20 protein-coding genes and 1 pseudogene are annotated in these 16,553 nt (G+C 68.5%); 7 read left to right on the forward strand and 14 right to left on the reverse strand.

What is annotated here, in order from left to right; translation table 11 throughout:
• From FKP22_RS05615 to FKP22_RS34240, 6 genes are all read right to left on the reverse strand, one after another.
• Positions 1 to 614: amino acid kinase family protein (locus tag FKP22_RS05615; RefSeq protein ID WP_445663745.1), on the reverse strand; the 614-nt coding region annotated here is incomplete at its 3' end.
• Between the two features lies 1 nt (position 615).
• Positions 616 to 1,614, reverse strand: coding sequence for an ornithine carbamoyltransferase (argF, locus tag FKP22_RS05620; RefSeq protein ID WP_141285999.1), 999 nt, complete (start codon positions 1,612 to 1,614; stop codon positions 616 to 618).
• Positions 1,615 to 1,628: 14 nt separating this feature from the next.
• The gene (gene arcA / locus FKP22_RS05625) at positions 1,629 to 2,861 is read right to left on the reverse strand and encodes an arginine deiminase (protein ID WP_211361312.1); all 1,233 of its coding nucleotides are present in this window, start codon (positions 2,859 to 2,861) and stop codon (positions 1,629 to 1,631) included.
• Between the two features lie 10 nt (positions 2,862 to 2,871).
• On the reverse strand, positions 2,872 to 4,362 hold the full coding sequence (locus FKP22_RS05630; RefSeq protein WP_141286003.1) for a basic amino acid/polyamine antiporter: 1,491 nt from the start codon (positions 4,360 to 4,362) through the stop codon (positions 2,872 to 2,874).
• A 171-nt stretch (positions 4,363 to 4,533) separates the two neighbouring features.
• Positions 4,534 to 4,851: a hypothetical protein gene (locus FKP22_RS05635; RefSeq protein ID WP_141286005.1), complete on the reverse strand. Its 318-nt coding sequence runs from the start codon at positions 4,849 to 4,851 to the stop codon at positions 4,534 to 4,536.
• Positions 4,852 to 4,952: 101 nt separating this feature from the next.
• Positions 4,953 to 5,081, reverse strand: coding sequence for a hypothetical protein (locus FKP22_RS34240; RefSeq protein ID WP_259372426.1), 129 nt, complete (start codon positions 5,079 to 5,081; stop codon positions 4,953 to 4,955).
• Between the two features lie 147 nt (positions 5,082 to 5,228).
• On the opposite strand from FKP22_RS34240, the gene FKP22_RS05640 reads away from it, so the two are divergent.
• From FKP22_RS05640 to FKP22_RS05650, 3 genes are all read left to right on the forward strand, one after another.
• A complete protein-coding gene (locus FKP22_RS05640; RefSeq protein WP_141286007.1) occupies positions 5,229 to 5,654 on the forward strand; it encodes a DUF2141 domain-containing protein in 426 nt (141 codons plus the stop codon).
• A gap of 24 nt (positions 5,655 to 5,678) precedes the next feature.
• Positions 5,679 to 7,193 carry a carotenoid oxygenase family protein gene (locus FKP22_RS05645; RefSeq protein WP_141286009.1) on the forward strand — a complete coding sequence of 505 codons (1,515 nt, stop codon included), beginning with the start codon at positions 5,679 to 5,681 and terminating at the stop codon, positions 7,191 to 7,193.
• A gap of 118 nt (positions 7,194 to 7,311) precedes the next feature.
• Entirely contained in the window at positions 7,312 to 7,920 is a 609-nt protein-coding gene (locus tag FKP22_RS05650; protein WP_141286010.1) for a hypothetical protein, read from the forward strand.
• Positions 7,921 to 8,056: 136 nt separating this feature from the next.
• On the opposite strand, the gene FKP22_RS05655 is transcribed toward FKP22_RS05650, so the two are convergent.
• Entirely contained in the window at positions 8,057 to 8,287 is a 231-nt protein-coding gene (locus FKP22_RS05655) for a hypothetical protein (protein ID WP_141286012.1), read from the reverse strand.
• 188 nt (positions 8,288 to 8,475) lie between these two features.
• Here FKP22_RS05655 and FKP22_RS05660 point away from each other — a divergent pair.
• Positions 8,476 to 8,634, forward strand: a pseudogene (locus FKP22_RS05660) (AAA family ATPase); the annotation flags it as partial.
• A gap of 98 nt (positions 8,635 to 8,732) precedes the next feature.
• The gene (locus FKP22_RS05665; protein ID WP_141286014.1) at positions 8,733 to 9,191 is read left to right on the forward strand and encodes a GNAT family N-acetyltransferase; all 459 of its coding nucleotides are present in this window, start codon (positions 8,733 to 8,735) and stop codon (positions 9,189 to 9,191) included.
• Positions 9,192 to 9,193: 2 nt separating this feature from the next.
• On the opposite strand, the gene tam is transcribed toward FKP22_RS05665, so the two are convergent.
• Entirely contained in the window at positions 9,194 to 9,967 is a 774-nt protein-coding gene (tam, locus tag FKP22_RS05670; RefSeq protein WP_141286016.1) for a trans-aconitate 2-methyltransferase, read from the reverse strand.
• A gap of 96 nt (positions 9,968 to 10,063) precedes the next feature.
• On the opposite strand from tam, the gene FKP22_RS05675 reads away from it, so the two are divergent.
• The gene (locus tag FKP22_RS05675) at positions 10,064 to 11,080 is read left to right on the forward strand and encodes an aldo/keto reductase (protein ID WP_141286018.1); all 1,017 of its coding nucleotides are present in this window, start codon (positions 10,064 to 10,066) and stop codon (positions 11,078 to 11,080) included.
• 181 nt (positions 11,081 to 11,261) lie between these two features.
• Entirely contained in the window at positions 11,262 to 12,143 is an 882-nt protein-coding gene (locus FKP22_RS05680; RefSeq protein WP_141286020.1) for an SDR family NAD(P)-dependent oxidoreductase, read from the forward strand.
• A 64-nt stretch (positions 12,144 to 12,207) separates the two neighbouring features.
• On the opposite strand, the gene FKP22_RS05685 is transcribed toward FKP22_RS05680, so the two are convergent.
• The 6 genes from FKP22_RS05685 to FKP22_RS05710 all read right to left on the reverse strand — a co-directional run.
• Complete coding sequence (locus FKP22_RS05685; protein ID WP_141286022.1) at positions 12,208 to 12,516, reverse strand: UBP-type zinc finger domain-containing protein; 309 nt, start codon at positions 12,514 to 12,516, stop codon at positions 12,208 to 12,210.
• 54 nt (positions 12,517 to 12,570) lie between these two features.
• Positions 12,571 to 12,966 carry a tautomerase gene (locus FKP22_RS05690; RefSeq protein WP_141286023.1) on the reverse strand — a complete coding sequence of 132 codons (396 nt, stop codon included), beginning with the start codon at positions 12,964 to 12,966 and terminating at the stop codon, positions 12,571 to 12,573.
• Between the two features lie 39 nt (positions 12,967 to 13,005).
• The gene (locus FKP22_RS05695; RefSeq protein ID WP_141286025.1) at positions 13,006 to 14,247 is read right to left on the reverse strand and encodes an MFS transporter; all 1,242 of its coding nucleotides are present in this window, start codon (positions 14,245 to 14,247) and stop codon (positions 13,006 to 13,008) included.
• Positions 14,248 to 14,374: 127 nt separating this feature from the next.
• Positions 14,375 to 15,358, reverse strand: a complete 984-nt coding sequence (locus tag FKP22_RS05700; RefSeq protein WP_141286027.1) for a Bug family tripartite tricarboxylate transporter substrate binding protein — start codon at positions 15,356 to 15,358, stop codon at positions 14,375 to 14,377.
• A 43-nt stretch (positions 15,359 to 15,401) separates the two neighbouring features.
• Positions 15,402 to 15,710 (reverse strand): AtuA-related protein, encoded by a 309-nt coding sequence (locus FKP22_RS05705; protein ID WP_141286031.1) that lies wholly within the window; start codon positions 15,708 to 15,710, stop codon positions 15,402 to 15,404.
• Positions 15,711 to 15,724: 14 nt separating this feature from the next.
• Positions 15,725 to 16,553, reverse strand: an 829-nt coding sequence (locus FKP22_RS05710) for an acyclic terpene utilization AtuA family protein (protein WP_141286029.1), incomplete at its 5' end; no start/stop codon positions are given.

Raw genomic sequence — 16,553 nt, forward strand, 5'->3', positions numbered from 1 at the left:
ATCACGGCTTCGACGCCGTGCACGACCCCGTCGCGGCGCAGCACCGGAATGCCACCCCCGCCGCCGCAGATCACGCTCACGCCCTGTTCCAGCAGCAGGCGGATCACGGGCAGCTCCAGCACCTGCAGCGGCCGCGGTGACGCCACCAGGCGGCGCCAGCGCTCGCCATCGCGTCCGAACTGCCAGTGGGCCGGCCGCACCAGGGCAGCCAGCTCGGCCTCGCTGTAGAGCGGGCCAATCGGCTTGCTCGGATGGGCGAACGCCGGATCGGCTGAGTCGACCTCGACCTGCGTGAGCAAGGTCGCAAAGCGGCGCTCTGGCAACAGGTTGGCCAGCGCCTGCTCGATCAGGTAGCCCACCATGCCTTCGCTCTCTGCGCCCAGCACATCCAGTGGCGTGGCTTCGCCACCGGACTGACCGGCGTAGGCGGCGGCCTGCAGCGCCAGCAGGCCGACCTGCGGGCCGTTGCCGTGCGTGATCAGCAGTTCATGCGTGCGCGCCAGCGGCGCCAGCGCCTGGGCTGCAGCGACCAGGTTGTCGCGCTGCGTCTGCACGCTGAGCGGCTGGCCGCGGCGGATCAGGGCATTGCCGCCCAAGGCTGCGACGATGCGCATCTCAGGCCAGTGTGGCGACCAGCAGCGCCTTGATGGTGTGCAGGCGGTTCTCGGCCTGGTCCCACACCACGGAGGCCGGCGACTCGAAGACCTCGTCGGTGACCTCCAGGCCGTCCATGTCGTGCTTGCGGCAGATCTCGCCGCCCTTGCGGGTGCTGCGGTCGTGCAGGGCCGGCAGGCAATGCATGAACTTGACCGCAGGGTTCCCCGTGGCCTTCATCAGCGCGGCATTGACCTGGTACGGGCGCAACAACGCGATGCGTTCGTCCCACACGGCATCGGGCTCGCCCATCGAGACCCACACGTCGGTGTAGACAAAATCCGCACCGCGCACCGCCTCGATGGCCGATTCGCAGAAGTTCAGCCGCGCACCAGTGTCGCGCGCCTTGTTCTGGGCCGACTGGATCAGCGCATGCGAGGGCCAAAGCGCCGGTGGCGCGCCGATGCGCAGGTCCATGCCCATCAGCGCCGCGCCCTGCAGCAAGGTGTCGCCCATGTTGTAGCGGGCATCGCCCAGGTAGGCCAGGCGCATCTCCGACAGCGGGCGGCTGCAATGCTCCTGCATGGTCATGAAGTCCGCCAGGATCTGCGTGGGATGGAACTCGTTGGTCAGGCCGTTGTAGACCGGCACGCCGGCGTACTCGGCCAGTTCCTTGACGATGGCCTGCGCGAAGCCGCGGTACTCGATCGCGTCGTACAGCCGGCCCAGCACGCGCGCCGTGTCCTTCACGCTTTCCTTCTCGCCCAGCTGCGAATCGCCGGGGCCGATGAAGGAGACGTTGGCGCCCTGGTCGAAGGCCGCCACCTCGAAGGCGCAGCGCGTGCGGGTGGACGCCTTCTCGAACAGCAGCGCGATGTTCTTGCCTCGCAGCTGCGGCTGCTCGGTGCCGGCGGCCTTGGCGCGCTTGAGCTCGTGGGCCATGCCCAAGAGGTAGTCGAGGTCGCGTGCGCTCAACTCGTCGAGCGAGAGCAGGCTTCGGTTGTGCAGGTTGTAGCTCATCAGGAACCTCGGGTTCAGCGGTAGGCGACGGGGTCGCGTTGAATCGGGCAGCTCATGCAGTGCGCGCCGCCGCGGCCGCGGCCCAGCTCGCCGCCAGGGATCTCCACCACCTCGATGCCGGCCGCGCGCAGGCGGCGGTTGGTGGTGGTGTTGCGGTCATAGCCGACGACCACGCCAGGCGAGAGCGCCAGCACGTTGTTGCCGTCGTCCCACTGCTCGCGCTCGGCCTCGAAGTGGTCGCCGCCGGTGGCAATGGCCTGGAAGGCCGGCAGCTCCATGACCTCGGCCAGCACCTGCAGCAGCGGCGTGTCGCCGTGCGAGCGCAGTTGCAGGCCGGCACCGTGCTCGGAAGGCCGAAGTTCGTGGCAGACGATCTGGCTGACCACCTCGGGGAAGTAGGTGAAGACGTCAGGCGCGCACTGGGTGAACACCGTGTCCAGGTGCATCGCGGCGCGCGAGCGAGGCAGCTGGGCCGCGACCACGGCGCGGGCCGCGCCGCCCCGCATCAGGGATTGGGCAAACTGCATCACCGCCTGCGGGCTGCTGCGCTCGCCCATGCCCACCAGCACCACGCCTTCGCCCAGCATCATCACATCGCCGCCTTCCAGCGTGGCCAGGCCATGATCCTGCGTCGGATCGCCGAACCAGGTCTTGAAACCCGCGTTCTCGAAGCGCGGGTGGAAGCGGTAGATGGCGGCCGTCAGCAGCGTCTCGCCACGGCGAGCCGGCCAATACAAGGGGTTCAGACTCACGCCATGACCCACCCAGCAGGTGGTGTCGCGGGTGAACAAGGTGTTGGGCAAAGGCGGCAGCACGAAGTCTTCGAGCGCAAGGTAGGCGCCCAGCAGACCGCGCGGCTGGAAAGGCAGGTCGGCCTTGGTCATGCCGCCAATCAGCAACTCGGCGAGCCGGGCCGGTGGCAGCTCGGCCAGCGCGGCGCGCAGCTCTTCGAGCATGCCGGGGCCCACGGTGTCCGGCGCGATCTTGCGTTCCAGCAGCCAGCGCTTGGCCTCTGGCAGCGCCAGGGTCTGGGCCAGCAGCTCGTGCAGCTCCAGCACCTCGATGTCGCGGCTGCGCATCTCGTGCACGAACTGCGCAAAGTCGCGCTGTGCGCGCTCCACCCACAGCACGTCATCGAACAGCAACTCGTGGCAGTTGGCCGGGGTCAGGCGGCGATGGGCCAGGCCGGGGCGGCAGACCAGCACGCTGCGCAGGCGGCCGACTTCGGAAAAAACACCTTGTTGCATCATGCGTCCTTCAGATCTTGGCCAGGTCCAGCGAGCCATTGGCCAGCATGGCCAGCGTCGCCGCCGCTGCCGCCACTAGCACCGCGGCCAGCGCCCATTCGGCCCCGCGCAGCACGCTGCGACCCTGGGCCCGCTGGGACCAGGCATGCACCGCCAGGCCAGGCGCGTAGATCAGCGCCGTGAGCAGCAGGTAGATCGGGCCAGCCGCGTACAGCAGCCAGAGGCTGTAGACCGTGGCCACGCCGCCGGTCAGGCCGAGCGCTGCGCCGCCCTTGCGCAGCGAGAGCTTGAGTGCGAACAGTGCGCACAAGAGGTAGGGCACCAGGATGGTCGAGGTGGCCAGCTTGATCAGCGCCAGGTAGGCATCTCCGGCGAAGAAGGACAGCAGCAGCATCAGCTGCACCACGCCATTGCTCCACCACAGCGCGGTCGTCGGCGCGCCCTGCGCGTTCTCGCGCTCGAAGGCCGCGGGGAAGACCCGCTCCTTGCCGGCAGAAAACGGCACCTCGGCGGCCAGCATGGTCCAGGACAGCATCGCGCCACCCACCGAGAGCAGCACGCCACCCAGCATCAGCACGGCACCCCAGGAGCCCACCGCCCGCTCCAGCACGGCAGCGGTTGACGGGTTCTTCATCGCGGCCAGCTCGGCCTGCGGCACCACGCCCAGCGAGAGCAGCGTGATGGCCATGTAGAGCACGATCGTCAGCAGGAAGCCGATGACGGTGGCACGGCCCACGTCGCCAGGTTCACGCGCCCGGCCCGAGAAGACCGCCGCCCCTTCGATGCCGATGAAGGCCCAGACGGTGACCAGCATGGTCGACTTGACCTGGCCGAACACAGGGCCCAGGGCTTCGCTGCCCCAGAAGTCCAGCGAGAAGCTGCGGGCCTGGAAGGCCAGCGCCACCAGCACGCCGAACAGCGCCAGCGGCACCAGCTTGGCCAGCGTGACGACGGTGTTCACCGCCGCAGCCGACTTCACGCCGCGCAGCACCAGCGCGTGATAGAGCCACAGCAGCACCGACGCGCCGGCAATGCCGGCCGCCGTGTTGCCATCGCCAAAGCCAAGGTTCGGCAGGAAGTAGGCCAGCGACGAGAAGATGATGATGAGGTAGCCGGCATTGCCGATCACCGCCGAGAGCCAGTAACCCCAGGCCGAGTTGAAGCCGACAAAGTCGCCAAAGCCGGCACGGGCATAACCGTAGACGCCGCCAATCGCATCGGGCGCCTGTCGTGACAGCTGCACGAACATCAGCGCCAGCGACAGCATGCCCACCGCCGTCACCGCCCAGCCCAGCAGGATGGCACCGGCACCGGCACCCGCTGCCATGTTCTGCGGCAGCGAGAACACGCCCGAGCCAATCATCGAGCCGACGACCAGGCTGCTGAGCGCGCCCAGCCCCAACGCGCCCCGGCCCCCGACCGCCACGACGGGCGATGCGCGTGGCACTTCTGCAAGGCGCGGCAACGGCCGCGAACTGCGGAGAGGAGGGTGCGAATTCATGGCCTTGATCCCGGACTTTTGTGACATCAGTCACTCTAGGCCGGTGCCTGGCTCGCACCTTGACATCCATCAACCGCGCCACCAGAAGCGCCGCGCGGTCGCCGCGCTCCTCCAGCCGCTCATCAAGCGCGCATCAAACGCGGCAGCGCGCCGATCTGCAGCGTCGGCTGATCAGCCCTGGATGCCGCGGCGCGGCGGACGGGCCGCCCGGGCGAAGGCCTGTTCGGCGTGGGCCAGCAGGCGGCTGTCCAGCGGGCGGAAACGGGGCGTTGAGGGGGAAGCCATCAAGGCCTTCCATTCGCTGTCCGAATGCGCGCTGGTGCCCAGGCCGCGGTTGAACAGCGTGAGCGCCACAGCAGGGCTCACACCCAGCGCATCGACCAGGTCGCGCAAGCGCTGGTTGTTGCCGGCATCGGGGCCAGCGTCGGCGGCCTGCGCATCATTGGCAGACTGCTGGCTGCCAGGCAAGGCGGGGGAGGCGGACATCATCGACGGGCTCATGGGCCGCATGCTAACGACAGGCCACGAGCCTTCGCCACCCCTCTTTTAGGGGTTATCGGAAACCTGTTTGCCCCGCAGCACTGGGCGATTCAGGCCATCGGCGGCGCGCCCCGCAGGGTCTCGACCAGCACGCGCAGCCCTGCTTCCAGCCGGCTGGCCGAGACCTGCGGCGAACCGGTGCCGGCGCGCGCACACAGCAGCGAAGCCATCGGCGTCATCGCGATTGCCGGGTGCGCCGGCCGCCGGCTGCAATTCGCGCCGCCGCCCGACATCTCGCGCCGCCTGGCGCCGTTCCGTCGCATCCGCGGTGCGAGGCAGGGCGAGCACTCCTAGAGTCCGCTCATTCGCCAACCACGGGAGTCCTCATGAAAGCATTGTTCACCGCCGCCGCCGCCGGCCTCGCACTGGCTTTCTTCGCCACGCTGGCGCACGCCGAAGCGCCGGGCGGCTGCGCCAAGGTCGAGGTGCAGAACCTGCGCACCGGCCAGGGGCCGTTGATGGTTGCGGCCTACACGGACGTTGCCAGCTTCCGCAAGACCGCGGCAAGCCAGCTGCAACTGGCGGTGACTGGCGAGACGATGGCGATCCAGGTCTGCGGCCTGACCGGCGACACTGTCGCGCTGACGGCCTATCAAGACCTGAACGCCAACGGCAAGATGGACGCCAACCCGTTTGGCATGCCGACCGAGCCCTGGGGCGCCTCGGGCAAGGTCGCAATGATGGGACCGAGCTGGGACTCGGCACAGGTGCCGCTGGGCACCGAGACCCTCGTCGTCAAGCTCTCCAAGTAGTCGACGGGCCAAGCGGAGCACCCCATGCGCACCACCCTGCAACGCCGCGCCTTCCTCCGTGCCTTTGCCGCTGCGACTGCCGCGACCCGCTGGCCAGCCTTTGCGCGCTCGCCCGAGGGCCAGGTCTTTGACGATGCGGTGGCCGGCCAACCCTGGCTGAAGCCATTCAAGGGCGTGACCGATCAGGACCTGCGCTGCGATGCGCTGAGCCTGTCGGGCAAGTGGCCCGCCGAATTCCGTGGACGCTTCTACCGCAACGGCCCGGCACTGAACGAGCGCGACGGCCAGCGCTACCACCACTGGTTCGCGGGCGACGGCATGGTGCAGCAGTTCAGCTTCAGCGGCGGTGCCAAGCCCGCGGTGCGCCACCTCGGCCGCCTGGTGCGCACGCCCAAGCTGGTCGCCGAGCAGAAGGCCGGCAAGTTCCTCTTCAATGCCTACGGCACGCGCATCGAGGGCGGCGAACCCGCGCAAGGCCCGGACAGCTTCAACGTTGCCAACACCAACGCGATGGAGCACGCCGGCAGGGTGCTGGCGATGTGGGAAGGCGGCTCGGCGTTTGCGCTCAGCCCCGACGACCTCGCCACGCTGGGCCCGGTGACCTGGCAGCAAGGCCTGGCGCAGATGCCGTTCTCGGCCCATCCGAAGCTGGACGCCAAGGGCAACCTGTGGAACTTCGGCAGCGCCGGCGCGAACCTGGTGGTCTGGCATGTCGACCCGATGGGCCAACTGGTCAAGGCGCAGATCGGCGAGTCGCCCTACCCCGGCGGCATGGCGCATGACGCGGCGATCACCGAGCGCCACATCGTGCTGCCGCTGCCGCCGGTGAAGCTCAACTTCGGCGAAGACGTGACAGGCGGCAAGGCCTTCACCCATGAACCCAAGGAGCCGCTGCGCATCCTGGTGATGAAGAAGGACGACATCGCCCAGCGGCGCGTGTTCGAGCTGCCGTCGCAAATGGTCTTCCACGTGGGCAACGCCCATGAGCGCGCCGACGGCAGCATCGTGCTGAGCTTCGTCAGCTCACCCACGCCCGAGTTCCTGATGCACGGGGCGTCGTCTCTGGTGGCCGGCCACCCGGCCAGCTTCGGCGGGTCCAGCACGCAACTCGCGGTGCTGGACATGCGGACCGGAAAGGTCCGCGTCGAAGGCATGCAGGACACCGTCGAGTTCCCACGCGCGCATCCGCTGCGCAACGGCCAGGCCACCCGCCACCTGCTGACCGTCGCCAGCTGGGACCGCGGCGCAGGCCGGCCGCAGTGGTTCCACGGCCTGCAGCTGCGCGACCTCCAGACCGGCCGCACGCAGCGCCATGACTACGGCCCGGGCACGGTGGTCGAAGAGCACATCGTCGTGCCCAAGCCCGGCAAGCAGGGCGAACTCGACGCCTGGCTGCTGGGCACGAGCTTCGACACGGCCAATGGCGTGACACGCGTCAACCTGCTGGACGCGCGCCACCTCGCGGACGGACCCGTCGCGCAGGCGACCCTGCCGTACGGGTTGCCGTATGGCTTCCACGGCAACTTCACGGCTGCCTGAGGAATGCGGCCCGGCACCATTGCAAGCGGCAGATTCGCACACCGTGCCGGACGGCGGTCACACCCGCGAATGTGCGCAAGTTACGATTGGGCCCTTACCTCTTTCAAGGATTGAACGCATGGCCAAGAAGATCGACCGCAGCCGCATCGAAGCAGGACGCTTCGAATTGCCGAAGAAACTGGCTTTCCTGGTGGAAGCCAAGGTGGACTACACCTCGATCTCGGAAGCGGAAGACGGTTGGCGCGTGGAATTGCCGGCGACGGCGCTTGCAGCACTGGCCAAGCTCAAGGCCAGCCTGAAGTCGCTGAAGGCCGACGGCAAGCAGGCCGCCACCGATCAAGCCGCCGCGTTGACCGCCGCCACGGCCGCGCACGAAGAGACCCGCAAGGAGCTTGCTTCGGCGCAGCGCAAGATCAAGGCGCTTGAAAAGAAGCTGTTGGCCTCGGCGCCAGCGCCCGTGGTCGCAGCCAGCGCACCCGCCAAGCTCAGCGAAGCGGCGTCGGCCAAGGCAGCCAAGCCTGCGAAGGCACCGAAGAAGCCAGCCAAGCCGGAAGCGGCCGCAGCCGCCCCTGCGGTGGAAACAGTGGTGCCAGTGCCAGGCCCGAAGCTGCCGAAGAAGCTGGCTGTGAAGAAGGCCACTGTCGTGGCACAGCCGGCACCGCTGGCCACCGCTGGTGCGATCCTGCCTGCGGGTGATGCCCCGGCCGAAGTGGCTGTGAAGTCCTGAGGGCACAGGACAACCGGTGCTAAGACCGGTTGTCCGCCTGAGGCGGCTGGCCGGCCTTTGAAGACCTGGGCCGCCAGCGCTTCTCGCGCATGGCCGCTGTCCAGCGGCCCGCCCATCGGGCGACGCGCTCGCCGTGTCAGACGTTCGCGGTGACCCGCTTGCCGACGATCACCACGACTTGCGCCGGCGCATCGAAGCGCGCGGCATTGGCCAGCGTGACGCCATCAACCTGGCGATCCGCGATCTGCGACAGGGCCGCCAGCACGCTGAACGTCATCACCAGCGCCAGCCCCGCAAAACCCACCCGCTCAACGCCCGACTGGGTCGTGGCAGAGACAGCGCGAGCGGTGTTGAAAGTGGCGGTCATGGTGGGCTCCTGAAGCGGTGCAAATCCGTTGTCGATGGATGCACTTTAGGAAACGCCACCCATGGCTGCCAGCGCGCTGCGACGAATGACGGGTTCGGCCGCGTGAACTGCAGCCGGGACCGATGGAAAGCTTCCATCGGGCGCATCCGTCAGAATGGATTCACCCGAACCCGGAAACCGCCATGTCCGTGATTTCCAGCCAGTACATCCAGCGCATCACCTTGCTTCGCGACAAGGTCGAGTCCTTCGCTCGCTACCCGTTTTCGCTGCCGGCCATCCGCTCCTTCGACAGCCTGGACCTGCACCCCAAGGTCACGTTTTTCGTCGGTGAAAACGGCTCGGGCAAAGGCATTGCCCAGGTCGCCTACGAAGACACCGAACACTTCAAGATCACCCGCGACTTCCTGGCCCATCACCAGCACGTCATGCGGGCGCTGATGGCGCCATGAACATCACGCTGTCACAAGGCGACGTGTCGTCACGGTGCGAAGCCATCCTGCGCAGCCTGCCGGACTGGTTCGGCATCGAAGAGTCTCTGCTCGAATACGTGCGGGACTCGGTCCTGCACCCGACCTGGGTGGCGCAGGACACGGACGGGCCAGCGTTCGGGTTCATCACGCTGCGCGAGCACTTCCCGTCGTCATTCGAGGTGCACTGCCTGGCGGTGCATGCAGACCGGCGGCGCAGTGGCTGCGGGCTGGCCCTGATGCAGGCTTCAGAGGCTTGGGCGAAGACGCGTGGCGCGCGCTTCATGCAGGTCAAGACGATTGCAGCCGGACACCCCAGCCTGGCCTACGCCGAGACGCGGGCCTTCTACGAACGGGTGGGTTATCTGCCGCTGGAGGTGTTCCCCGACCTCTGGCACCCGCGCAACCCCTGCCTGCAGCTGATCAAGGCGCTTTAGGTTCAGGCCTTCTTGCGTGCCACGATGAACAGCCGCGGGAAGGCCAGCAGGCGCTGGCCGTCGGCGCGCTGCGGGTAGGCTGCTTCGATGCGGGCCTGGTAGGCAGCCAGGAACTCGGCCTGCAGCGCCGGGCTCAGCGGTTCGAGGAAAGGTTTCAGGCCGGTCGCGCGCAGCCATTGCACGATGGCGGCGGCGTCGGCCATCGGGTGGTAATAGGTGGTGCGCCAGACGTCGACCTCGGCCTCGCGGGACAGCAGGTCGTGGTACTGCTCAGCCGGCAGGATGCGGGCTCGCACCTGGCCGGCGTCGCCGATGCTTGCAGCAAAGCGCGGCTCGGCGGCGGTCTCGCGCATGGACACGTGGCTGGGCTGGTCCAGGTTGTCCGGCATCTGAATCGCCAGCGCGCCACCAGGTGCCAGCAGCGACAGCAGGCGCGGCACCAGTTGCTCGTGGCCGGGCAGCCATTGCAGCGAAGCGTTGGCGTACAGCAGGTCCACCGGCGCAGGGGGTGACCAGGTGGCGATGTCGCCCTGCTCGAACAGCACGCCGGGCAGGCGCTCGCGGGCGCTGACCAGCATGGCAGGCGAGCTGTCCATGCCAATGACCTTCGCACCGGCAAAGCGCCGCACCAGCAGTTCGGTGGAGTTGCCCGGGCCGCAGCCCAGGTCGACCACGCTGCCGGCCGAGGCCAGCGGCACGCGCGCCAGCAGTTCGGCCGCGGGCCGGGTACGCTCTTCTTCAAAGCGGGTGTACAGCGCGGGGTTCCAGTCGCTCATGGTGTCGCTCCTTCAGGGGCTTCACTCTACAGCGCTCCGCCATGCGCGCGGGGTGGCTAGACTCGCTGCTGAGCCATCTCGCCAAGGACCGTCACCATGCTTCCCACCCGCTCCCTCGGCCCATTCCAAGTCAGCGCCATCGGCCTGGGCTGCATGAACCTCAGCCATGCCTACGGCCAGCCGCCCGCCTTGGCGCAGGCCGAGCAGTTGCTGCTGCATGCGCTGGACCGCGGCGTGACGCTGTTCGACACTGCCGCACTCTACGGCTTCGGCGCCAACGAGGAACTGGTGGGCAAGGTACTGAGCCCGCACCGCAGCCGCTTCACGCTGGCCAGCAAGTGCGGGCTGCATGGCGTGCCCGGTGAAGACGGCAAGCTCAAGCGCGTGCTGGACGGCCGCCCGGCCACGATCAAGGCCAGCTGCGAGGCCAGCCTGCGCCGCCTGCGCACCGACGTGATCGACCTGTTCTACCTGCACCGCTGGGACAAGAAGGTGCCGATCGAGGACTCGGTTGGCGCGATGGCCGAGCTGGTGAAAGAGGGCAAGGTGCGTTGCCTGGGCTTGAGCGAAGTCTCGGCCGGCACGCTGCGGCGCGCGCATGCGGTGCACCCCATCACCGCGGTGCAGACCGAGTATTCGCTGTGGACCCGCAACCCCGAGATCGCCGTGCTGGACGCTTGCCGCGAGCTGGGCACGGCCTTCGTCGCCTTCAGCCCGCTGGCGCGCGGGTTCCTGCCGGGCACCTTGAAGGACGTGAGTGCTTTGGTCCCCACAGACCTGCGCCGCAGCATGCCGCGCTTCGCGCCCGAGGCCTATGCGGCCAACCTGACGCTGCTGCCCGCGCTGCAGGCGATTGCGGACGAAGCCGACTGCTCGCTGGCCCAGCTCTCACTGGCCTGGCTACTGCAGCGCGGCGAACATGTGATACCCATCCCCGGCACCACGCAGATCGCCCACCTGGACGAAGACCTGGGCGCCACCAGCGTGCAACTCAGCGAACAGCAGATGGCACGCCTGGACGAGATCGTCAACGTGGCCAGCGTGCAGGGCGGGCGCTACAACGCCGGCTCGCAGGCGGAGGTCGACACCGAGACCTTCGGCGAAGCCGGCTGAAGCTTCCGGAGCGGCGGGGCCGGTAAAGTGCGTGCGCGGCCGTTTGGCGCCGCGGCAGTCCAGAAGGAACATGCATGAGACACCCTGGCCATGTCACGCGGGCCGAGCGCCGGGCCGCTCCCAAGCCGGCCCGCATCCCCTCGGGGGATCGGCCGACGTATTCGTTGGACGAGGGGCAGTCATGAGCCTCACATTCAACGACCGCGTCGCCATCGTCACTGGCGCCGGTGGCGGCCTGGGCCGTTGCCACGCGCTGGCCCTGGCCGCGCGGGGCGCCAAGGTGGTGGTCAACGATTTGGGCAACGCACAGCCGGTGGTCGACGAGATCATTGCGGCGGGCGGCCAGGCCATCGCCAACTCGGCCTCGGTGACCGACATGGCGGCCGTGCAGGCCATGGTGGACGAAGCGCAACAGACCTGGGGCCGCGTCGACATCCTGGTCAACAACGCCGGCATCCTGCGCGACAAGAGCTTCGCCAAGATGACGCTGGAAGACTTCCGCCTGGTGCTGGACGTGCACCTGATGGGCGCCGTGCATTGCTGCAAGGCCGTGTGGCCGCTGATGCAGGCCCAGCAGTACGGCCGCATCGCGCTGACCACCTCGTCCAGCGGTCTCTACGGCAACTTCGGCCAGAGCAACTACGGCGCCGCCAAGATGGCGCTGGTGGGGCTGATGCAGACGCTCTCGCTCGAAGGCGCGAAGTTCGACATCCGCGTCAACTGCATGGCCCCCACCGCTGCCACCCGCATGACCGAAGGCCTGATGCCGGCCTCCGTGCTCGAAGCCCTGAAGCCCGAAGCCGTGACCCCCGCCCTGCTCTGGCTGATCAGCCAGGACGCCCCCAACCGCGCCATCGCCTGCGCCGGCGCCGGCACCTTCGAAGCCGCCCACATCACCCTCACCCAAGGCCTGCACCTGGGCATCGGCGACGACGTGCCGGAGCAACTTGCCGCGGCCTGGGCAGAGGTCAGCGAGCGGGACAGCGAGCAGGTGCCGGGCAGCGGCGCGGCTCAGGGCATGAACGAGGTGGGCAAGGCGATGGCAGCGAAGCGGGGCGAGTGAACCTCGGCGACCGTTCGAGGGACCGGCAGCGCCTGCGGCTGCCGCACTGCCCGACCCGCGCGGGTCAGACGTAGCGCGGAATCGGCCCGTTCTGTGGCGTCGTGTTTTCGCCGAGATCGAGTACCAGCCGGTCCACATAGCACCAGCCCCAGCCTTCTGGCGGGTCATAGCCTTCGATGATCGGGTGACCCGTGGCATGGAAGTGGGCAGTCGCGTGACGATGCGGCGAATCGTCGCAACAGCCAACGTGGCCGCAATGTCGGCACAGGCGCAGATGCACCCATTCGCTGCCCGTCTTCAGGCAGTCTTCGCAGCCCAGCGCGCTGGGAACCACCCGCAGGATGCCGGCGGTGTGGGAACAGACGGGTCTCATGTCGATGCCCTCGGGATGGACGGAGGATGGATGAACAATGGTGGTACGGCGCGCTCAAGCCTCGTCGGGCGTCCAGTCCGGGCTGTAGCCGCCCAGCGTCGGGTGGTACATCTCGTCGCCAGTGTGCTGCGTGAATTCGACGTTGAGCCGGTCCTCGCGCAGGCCGAGCTGTTCGATGCAGTGGGCACACAGCGCCTTGGCAAGTGCCATCCGCAACTCGGGTGATCGTCCCTGGCGGATGTCCAGCATCATCAGCGAGACGGGCACGGGTGGCGCGTCCGGGTCGGGCATGCGCCACAGCCCACCCTCGCCGAGTTCACGCACCGCGATGCTGATGCGCCGGATGTCCACCGACATCATCTCGGCGTAGGTGCGGCACATGCTTTCGGCAAGCCGTTGCTTGACGGCGGTCGGATAGTGGTCGTTGACGTCCAGTTGCAGGTAAGGCACGGCAAGCTCCTGGTTTCGGGTCAAGGGAAAACGGCGGCGTCAGCGCACCCGCTGCCTCGCCTGCCGCGCCGCGTGCGCCCGCGGAATCCAGTACGCCAGCTGCGCCGCCGCGGCAAACGCGATGAGCCCGGTCGCGGCAATGCCTGCGCCGAGCGACAAGGTCGCCGCCAGGAAGGACAGCAGCGTCGGCCCGCAGGACGAGCCGATGTCGGACATCAGGCGCCAGACGCCGAGGAAGTGGGCGCGGCCAGTGCGGGGGGAATGGTCGGCGCCGAGGGTCATCACCATGCCGGAGCCGATGCCGTTGCCAAAGCCGATCAACGAGGCGGCGAGCAGCAGCGTGGCGGCGCCATGGGTGAAGGGCATCAGCAGCAGCGGGATGCCCATGGTGATCATCGAAGGCACGGCCACCCAGCGGCGGCCTTTCTGGTCCATGACCTTGCCGGCGGGGTAGAACACCAGCATCTCCACGCCGCCGGCCACGCCGTAGATCAGCGCGGCCACCGAAGGCGCGAGGCCGATGTGATCGGCCCACAGCGGGATCACCGCCTGCCGCGTGGCGCGCACTGCGCTGACCAGCAGCACGCCGATGCCCAGCGTGACGAAGAGGCGGTGGTGGTCCCGCAGGATGGACCGGAACGAGGGCTTGGCGGTGATAGACGCAGCGACAGCGTGAGGCTGTGTTTCATTGGCAGCCGGCACCAGGTCCGGGATGCGCGCGGCAACGCCCGCGGCCACGATCAATGCGCCGATGCCCACGCCGTAAGCCCCCGTCAGCCCGAAGTGATGGATGACCAAGGCCGCGATGAACGGGCCGATGAACAGGCCCACGCGCATCGCGCCGCCCAGCGTGGACATGGCGCGCGCGCGGAACTCGGGCGGCACGGCTTCGGTCAGGTAGCTCTGCCGCGCCAGGCTGAAGACGGCCTGCGACATGCCGATCATGAAGCAGCCCAGCGCAAACAGGCCGAGGTGATCGGTCCAGGCGGACAGCGCCATCGCCAGCGCGCACCACACGGCCGCGGCGACGATGGCCCAGCGCTCACCGCGGTGCAGCGTGATCAGCGAGGCCGGGATGTTGCTGACCATCGAGCCGATGCCGATCAGCGTGACCATCAACGCGGCCTGCGCGACCGAGGCACCGAGGTCTCGGGCAGTCAGCGGGATGACCGGGAGAATGGCACCTTCGCCAATGCCGAAGAGCAGCGAGGGACCGAAGGCCGAGACGGCGATGCCGCGCAGGGAAAAAGGTTCGGGTGTGAGGTCGGTTGTCGGGGCCATGCGTCGTCGTCAAGCCGAGTGGCGCCGGGACAGGCAGGCGCGTTGCGAACGATTGTCTGCAGATGACGCCGCGCCTGCTCGGCAAGCCGCGGTTCCCGAGCCGCCGGCATGGCTGATCAAAGCAGCGTCACTCCGGTTCGATGCCCGCGGCCTTGATCACCTTGCCCCACTTCAGCGATTCGCTGGCCTGGAAGCGGCCAAGCTCTTCGGGCGTGGAGGTCCAGGCCGTCGTGCCGGTGCTGTCGTTGAAGCTCTTCACGCCGGCGCTGCGCGTGGCGTTGAGCAACAGCTCGTGCACCCGCGCGACGATGGCCGGCGGGGTATGCGCCGGCAGGTAGGCGGCGAACCAGTAGCTCATGTCGTAGCCCTTCACCCCCGCCTCGTCCAGCGTGGGCACGTCGGCCAGCAGCGCGATGCGCTGGGTGGTGGACACGCCCAGCGCGCGCAGCTTGCCGCCCTTGATCTGCGGCACGCCGGTGGCCGTGTCGGGGATCATGAAGTCGACCTGGCCGCCGATCAGGTCGGTCAGCGCATTCGGGTTGCTCTTGTAGGGCACGTGCAGGATGTCGGTGCCGGTGAGCTGCCTGAACATCTCGCCGGCCACGCGGCTGGACGCGCTGCCGCTGGCAAAGCTCAGCTTGCCGGGCTGCTTGCGCGCGGCGGCCACCAGCTCTGCGGCGGTCTTGTACGGCGAATCGCTGCGCACCACCAGCACCTGCCCGCCCTTGGCCAGGCCGGTGACGGGCGCGAAGTCCTTCACCGGGTCGTAGGGCAGCTTCTTGAACAGGTGCTCGTTGGCGGCCTGCGTGGTGTTGGTCGCAATCAGCACGGTGTAGCCGTCCGGCTGTGCGCGGGCCACGCTTTGCGCGGCCAGCATGCCGCTGGCGCCAGCCTTGTTGTCCACCACCACGGCCTGTTTGGTCTGCTCGCTCACGGCATTGCCCAGCGCGCGGGCCAGCTGGTCGGTGGCGCTGCCGGCGGCAAAGGGCACCACGAAGGTGATGGGCCGCTCGGGGAAGCCGGACTGGGCGGCGCTCACCAGCGGCAGCGCGGCGGTCAACAAGGCGGCGAGCAGCTGGCGACGCAAGGTCGGTTGAGAGAAATGTGGCATGGGCTTGTCTCCTGTTGGTTTTGAAATGAGGGCACCGAAAGGTTCAGGGCTCGGGAATTTCCAGTGCCAGCAAGGCCGAGCTGAGCGACTTGCCGTGCGCGTCCAGCGCCAGTGAACGCGTCACGCCGCCACCCAGCGCGCCTTCGAGCACGAAGTTCAGCGCACCGAGTTGCGGCAGCTCGTAACGCCGCACCTCGCCGAGCACCAGGCCGGCAAAGTGGGCCTTCACGGCCTCGGCGCTGACGTGCTGGCACAGGTGCGCGAAGTGGGCCGGATCGTAGGCGATCAGTGAAATGTTGGACGTGTCGCCCTTGTCGCCGGTGCGCGAGTGGGCCAGCGTGCGCAGCGCAATCGTGGGATTCGGCATCAGGCCTCCATCAGGTGGACTTGCAGCGACACCGCGGACTCGGGCAGCAGCACCGACTGCACCGCGACGATCTCGCGGGCCGACTTGCTGGCCCCGCCGCCGCCGGCCGGGCCGTTGGTGTACAGCGTCTCGACCTCGTTGCCCACGCGCACCGCTTCAGCCAGCGTGTCGGTTCGTGCGGCCACGCGAAGCCGCACTTCGTAGGGCTCGGCGGCGGACGGGGGCGAAGCCGCGCCATGCAGCGCGTTCACGCCGATCAGCTCGCAGCGCAGCTCGCGCAGCGCCACGCCAGTCAGCGCCAGCCGCTCTTCGACGATGGCCTGCGCCAACTGCGCTCGGGCCAAGGCGCCAGGTCCGGCATAGGCGATCTGGCCCTCGCCGACAAAACCGTCGTGGTAGCCGACCGAGACCTTCAGCAGCCCGCTGCGCGGTGCGCCACGGCCACCGCTCACCTGCACCCGGTCCGGGCCGAGCTGCTGCACCGTCACCTCGGAGAAGTCCGCCACCACGTCCGGCTGCAGGTAGCGCTGCGGGTCGTGGATTTCGTAGAGCAACTGCTCCTTGCAGGTGGCCTCGGTCACGCAGCCGCCAGCCGCGGCCAGCTTGGTGACGACCAGGCCGCCGTCTTCGCTGACCTCGCCCATCGGGAAGCCCAGGCGCGCCAGGTCCGGCACGTCCTTGAAGCCAGGGTCGGCAAAGTAGCCGCCGGTCACCTGGCCGGCGCATTCCAGCAGGTGGCCCACCACCGTGCCCTGGCCCAGGCGCTGCCAGTCGTCCCAGGCCCAGCCGAATGCGTGCACCAGCGGCGCGAGGAACAACGCCGGGTCT

The sequence above is a fragment of the Ideonella azotifigens genome (genome assembly GCF_006519715.1).
Taxonomy (GTDB): Bacteria; Pseudomonadota; Gammaproteobacteria; order Burkholderiales; family Burkholderiaceae_C; genus Ideonella; species Ideonella azotifigens.

What these genes read in the sequence shown, in the direction of transcription:
- FKP22_RS05685 (WP_141286022.1), bottom strand. Translation starts at nt 12,516, where the DNA reads ATGAGACCCGTCTGTTCCCACACCGCCGGCATCCTGCGGGTGGTTCCC.
- FKP22_RS05645 (WP_141286009.1), top strand. Translation starts at nt 5,679, where the DNA reads ATGCGCACCACCCTGCAACGCCGCGCCTTCCTCCGTGCCTTTGCCGCT.
- tam (WP_141286016.1), bottom strand. Translation starts at nt 9,967, where the DNA reads ATGAGCGACTGGAACCCCGCGCTGTACACCCGCTTTGAAGAAGAGCGT.
- FKP22_RS05650 (WP_141286010.1), top strand. Translation starts at nt 7,312, where the DNA reads ATGGCCAAGAAGATCGACCGCAGCCGCATCGAAGCAGGACGCTTCGAA.
- FKP22_RS34240 (WP_259372426.1), bottom strand. Translation starts at nt 5,081, where the DNA reads ATGACGCCGATGGCTTCGCTGCTGTGTGCGCGCGCCGGCACCGGTTCG.
- FKP22_RS05675 (WP_141286018.1), top strand. Translation starts at nt 10,064, where the DNA reads ATGCTTCCCACCCGCTCCCTCGGCCCATTCCAAGTCAGCGCCATCGGC.
- FKP22_RS05635 (WP_141286005.1), bottom strand. Translation starts at nt 4,851, where the DNA reads ATGATGTCCGCCTCCCCCGCCTTGCCTGGCAGCCAGCAGTCTGCCAAT.
- argF (WP_141285999.1), bottom strand. Translation starts at nt 1,614, where the DNA reads ATGAGCTACAACCTGCACAACCGAAGCCTGCTCTCGCTCGACGAGTTG.
- FKP22_RS05655 (WP_141286012.1), bottom strand. Translation starts at nt 8,287, where the DNA reads ATGACCGCCACTTTCAACACCGCTCGCGCTGTCTCTGCCACGACCCAG.
- FKP22_RS05680 (WP_141286020.1), top strand. Translation starts at nt 11,262, where the DNA reads ATGAGCCTCACATTCAACGACCGCGTCGCCATCGTCACTGGCGCCGGT.
- FKP22_RS05640 (WP_141286007.1), top strand. Translation starts at nt 5,229, where the DNA reads ATGAAAGCATTGTTCACCGCCGCCGCCGCCGGCCTCGCACTGGCTTTC.
- FKP22_RS05700 (WP_141286027.1), bottom strand. Translation starts at nt 15,358, where the DNA reads ATGCCACATTTCTCTCAACCGACCTTGCGTCGCCAGCTGCTCGCCGCC.
- arcA (WP_211361312.1), bottom strand. Translation starts at nt 2,861, where the DNA reads ATGCAACAAGGTGTTTTTTCCGAAGTCGGCCGCCTGCGCAGCGTGCTG.
- FKP22_RS05630 (WP_141286003.1), bottom strand. Translation starts at nt 4,362, where the DNA reads ATGAATTCGCACCCTCCTCTCCGCAGTTCGCGGCCGTTGCCGCGCCTT.
- FKP22_RS05695 (WP_141286025.1), bottom strand. Translation starts at nt 14,247, where the DNA reads ATGGCCCCGACAACCGACCTCACACCCGAACCTTTTTCCCTGCGCGGC.
- FKP22_RS05665 (WP_141286014.1), top strand. Translation starts at nt 8,733, where the DNA reads ATGAACATCACGCTGTCACAAGGCGACGTGTCGTCACGGTGCGAAGCC.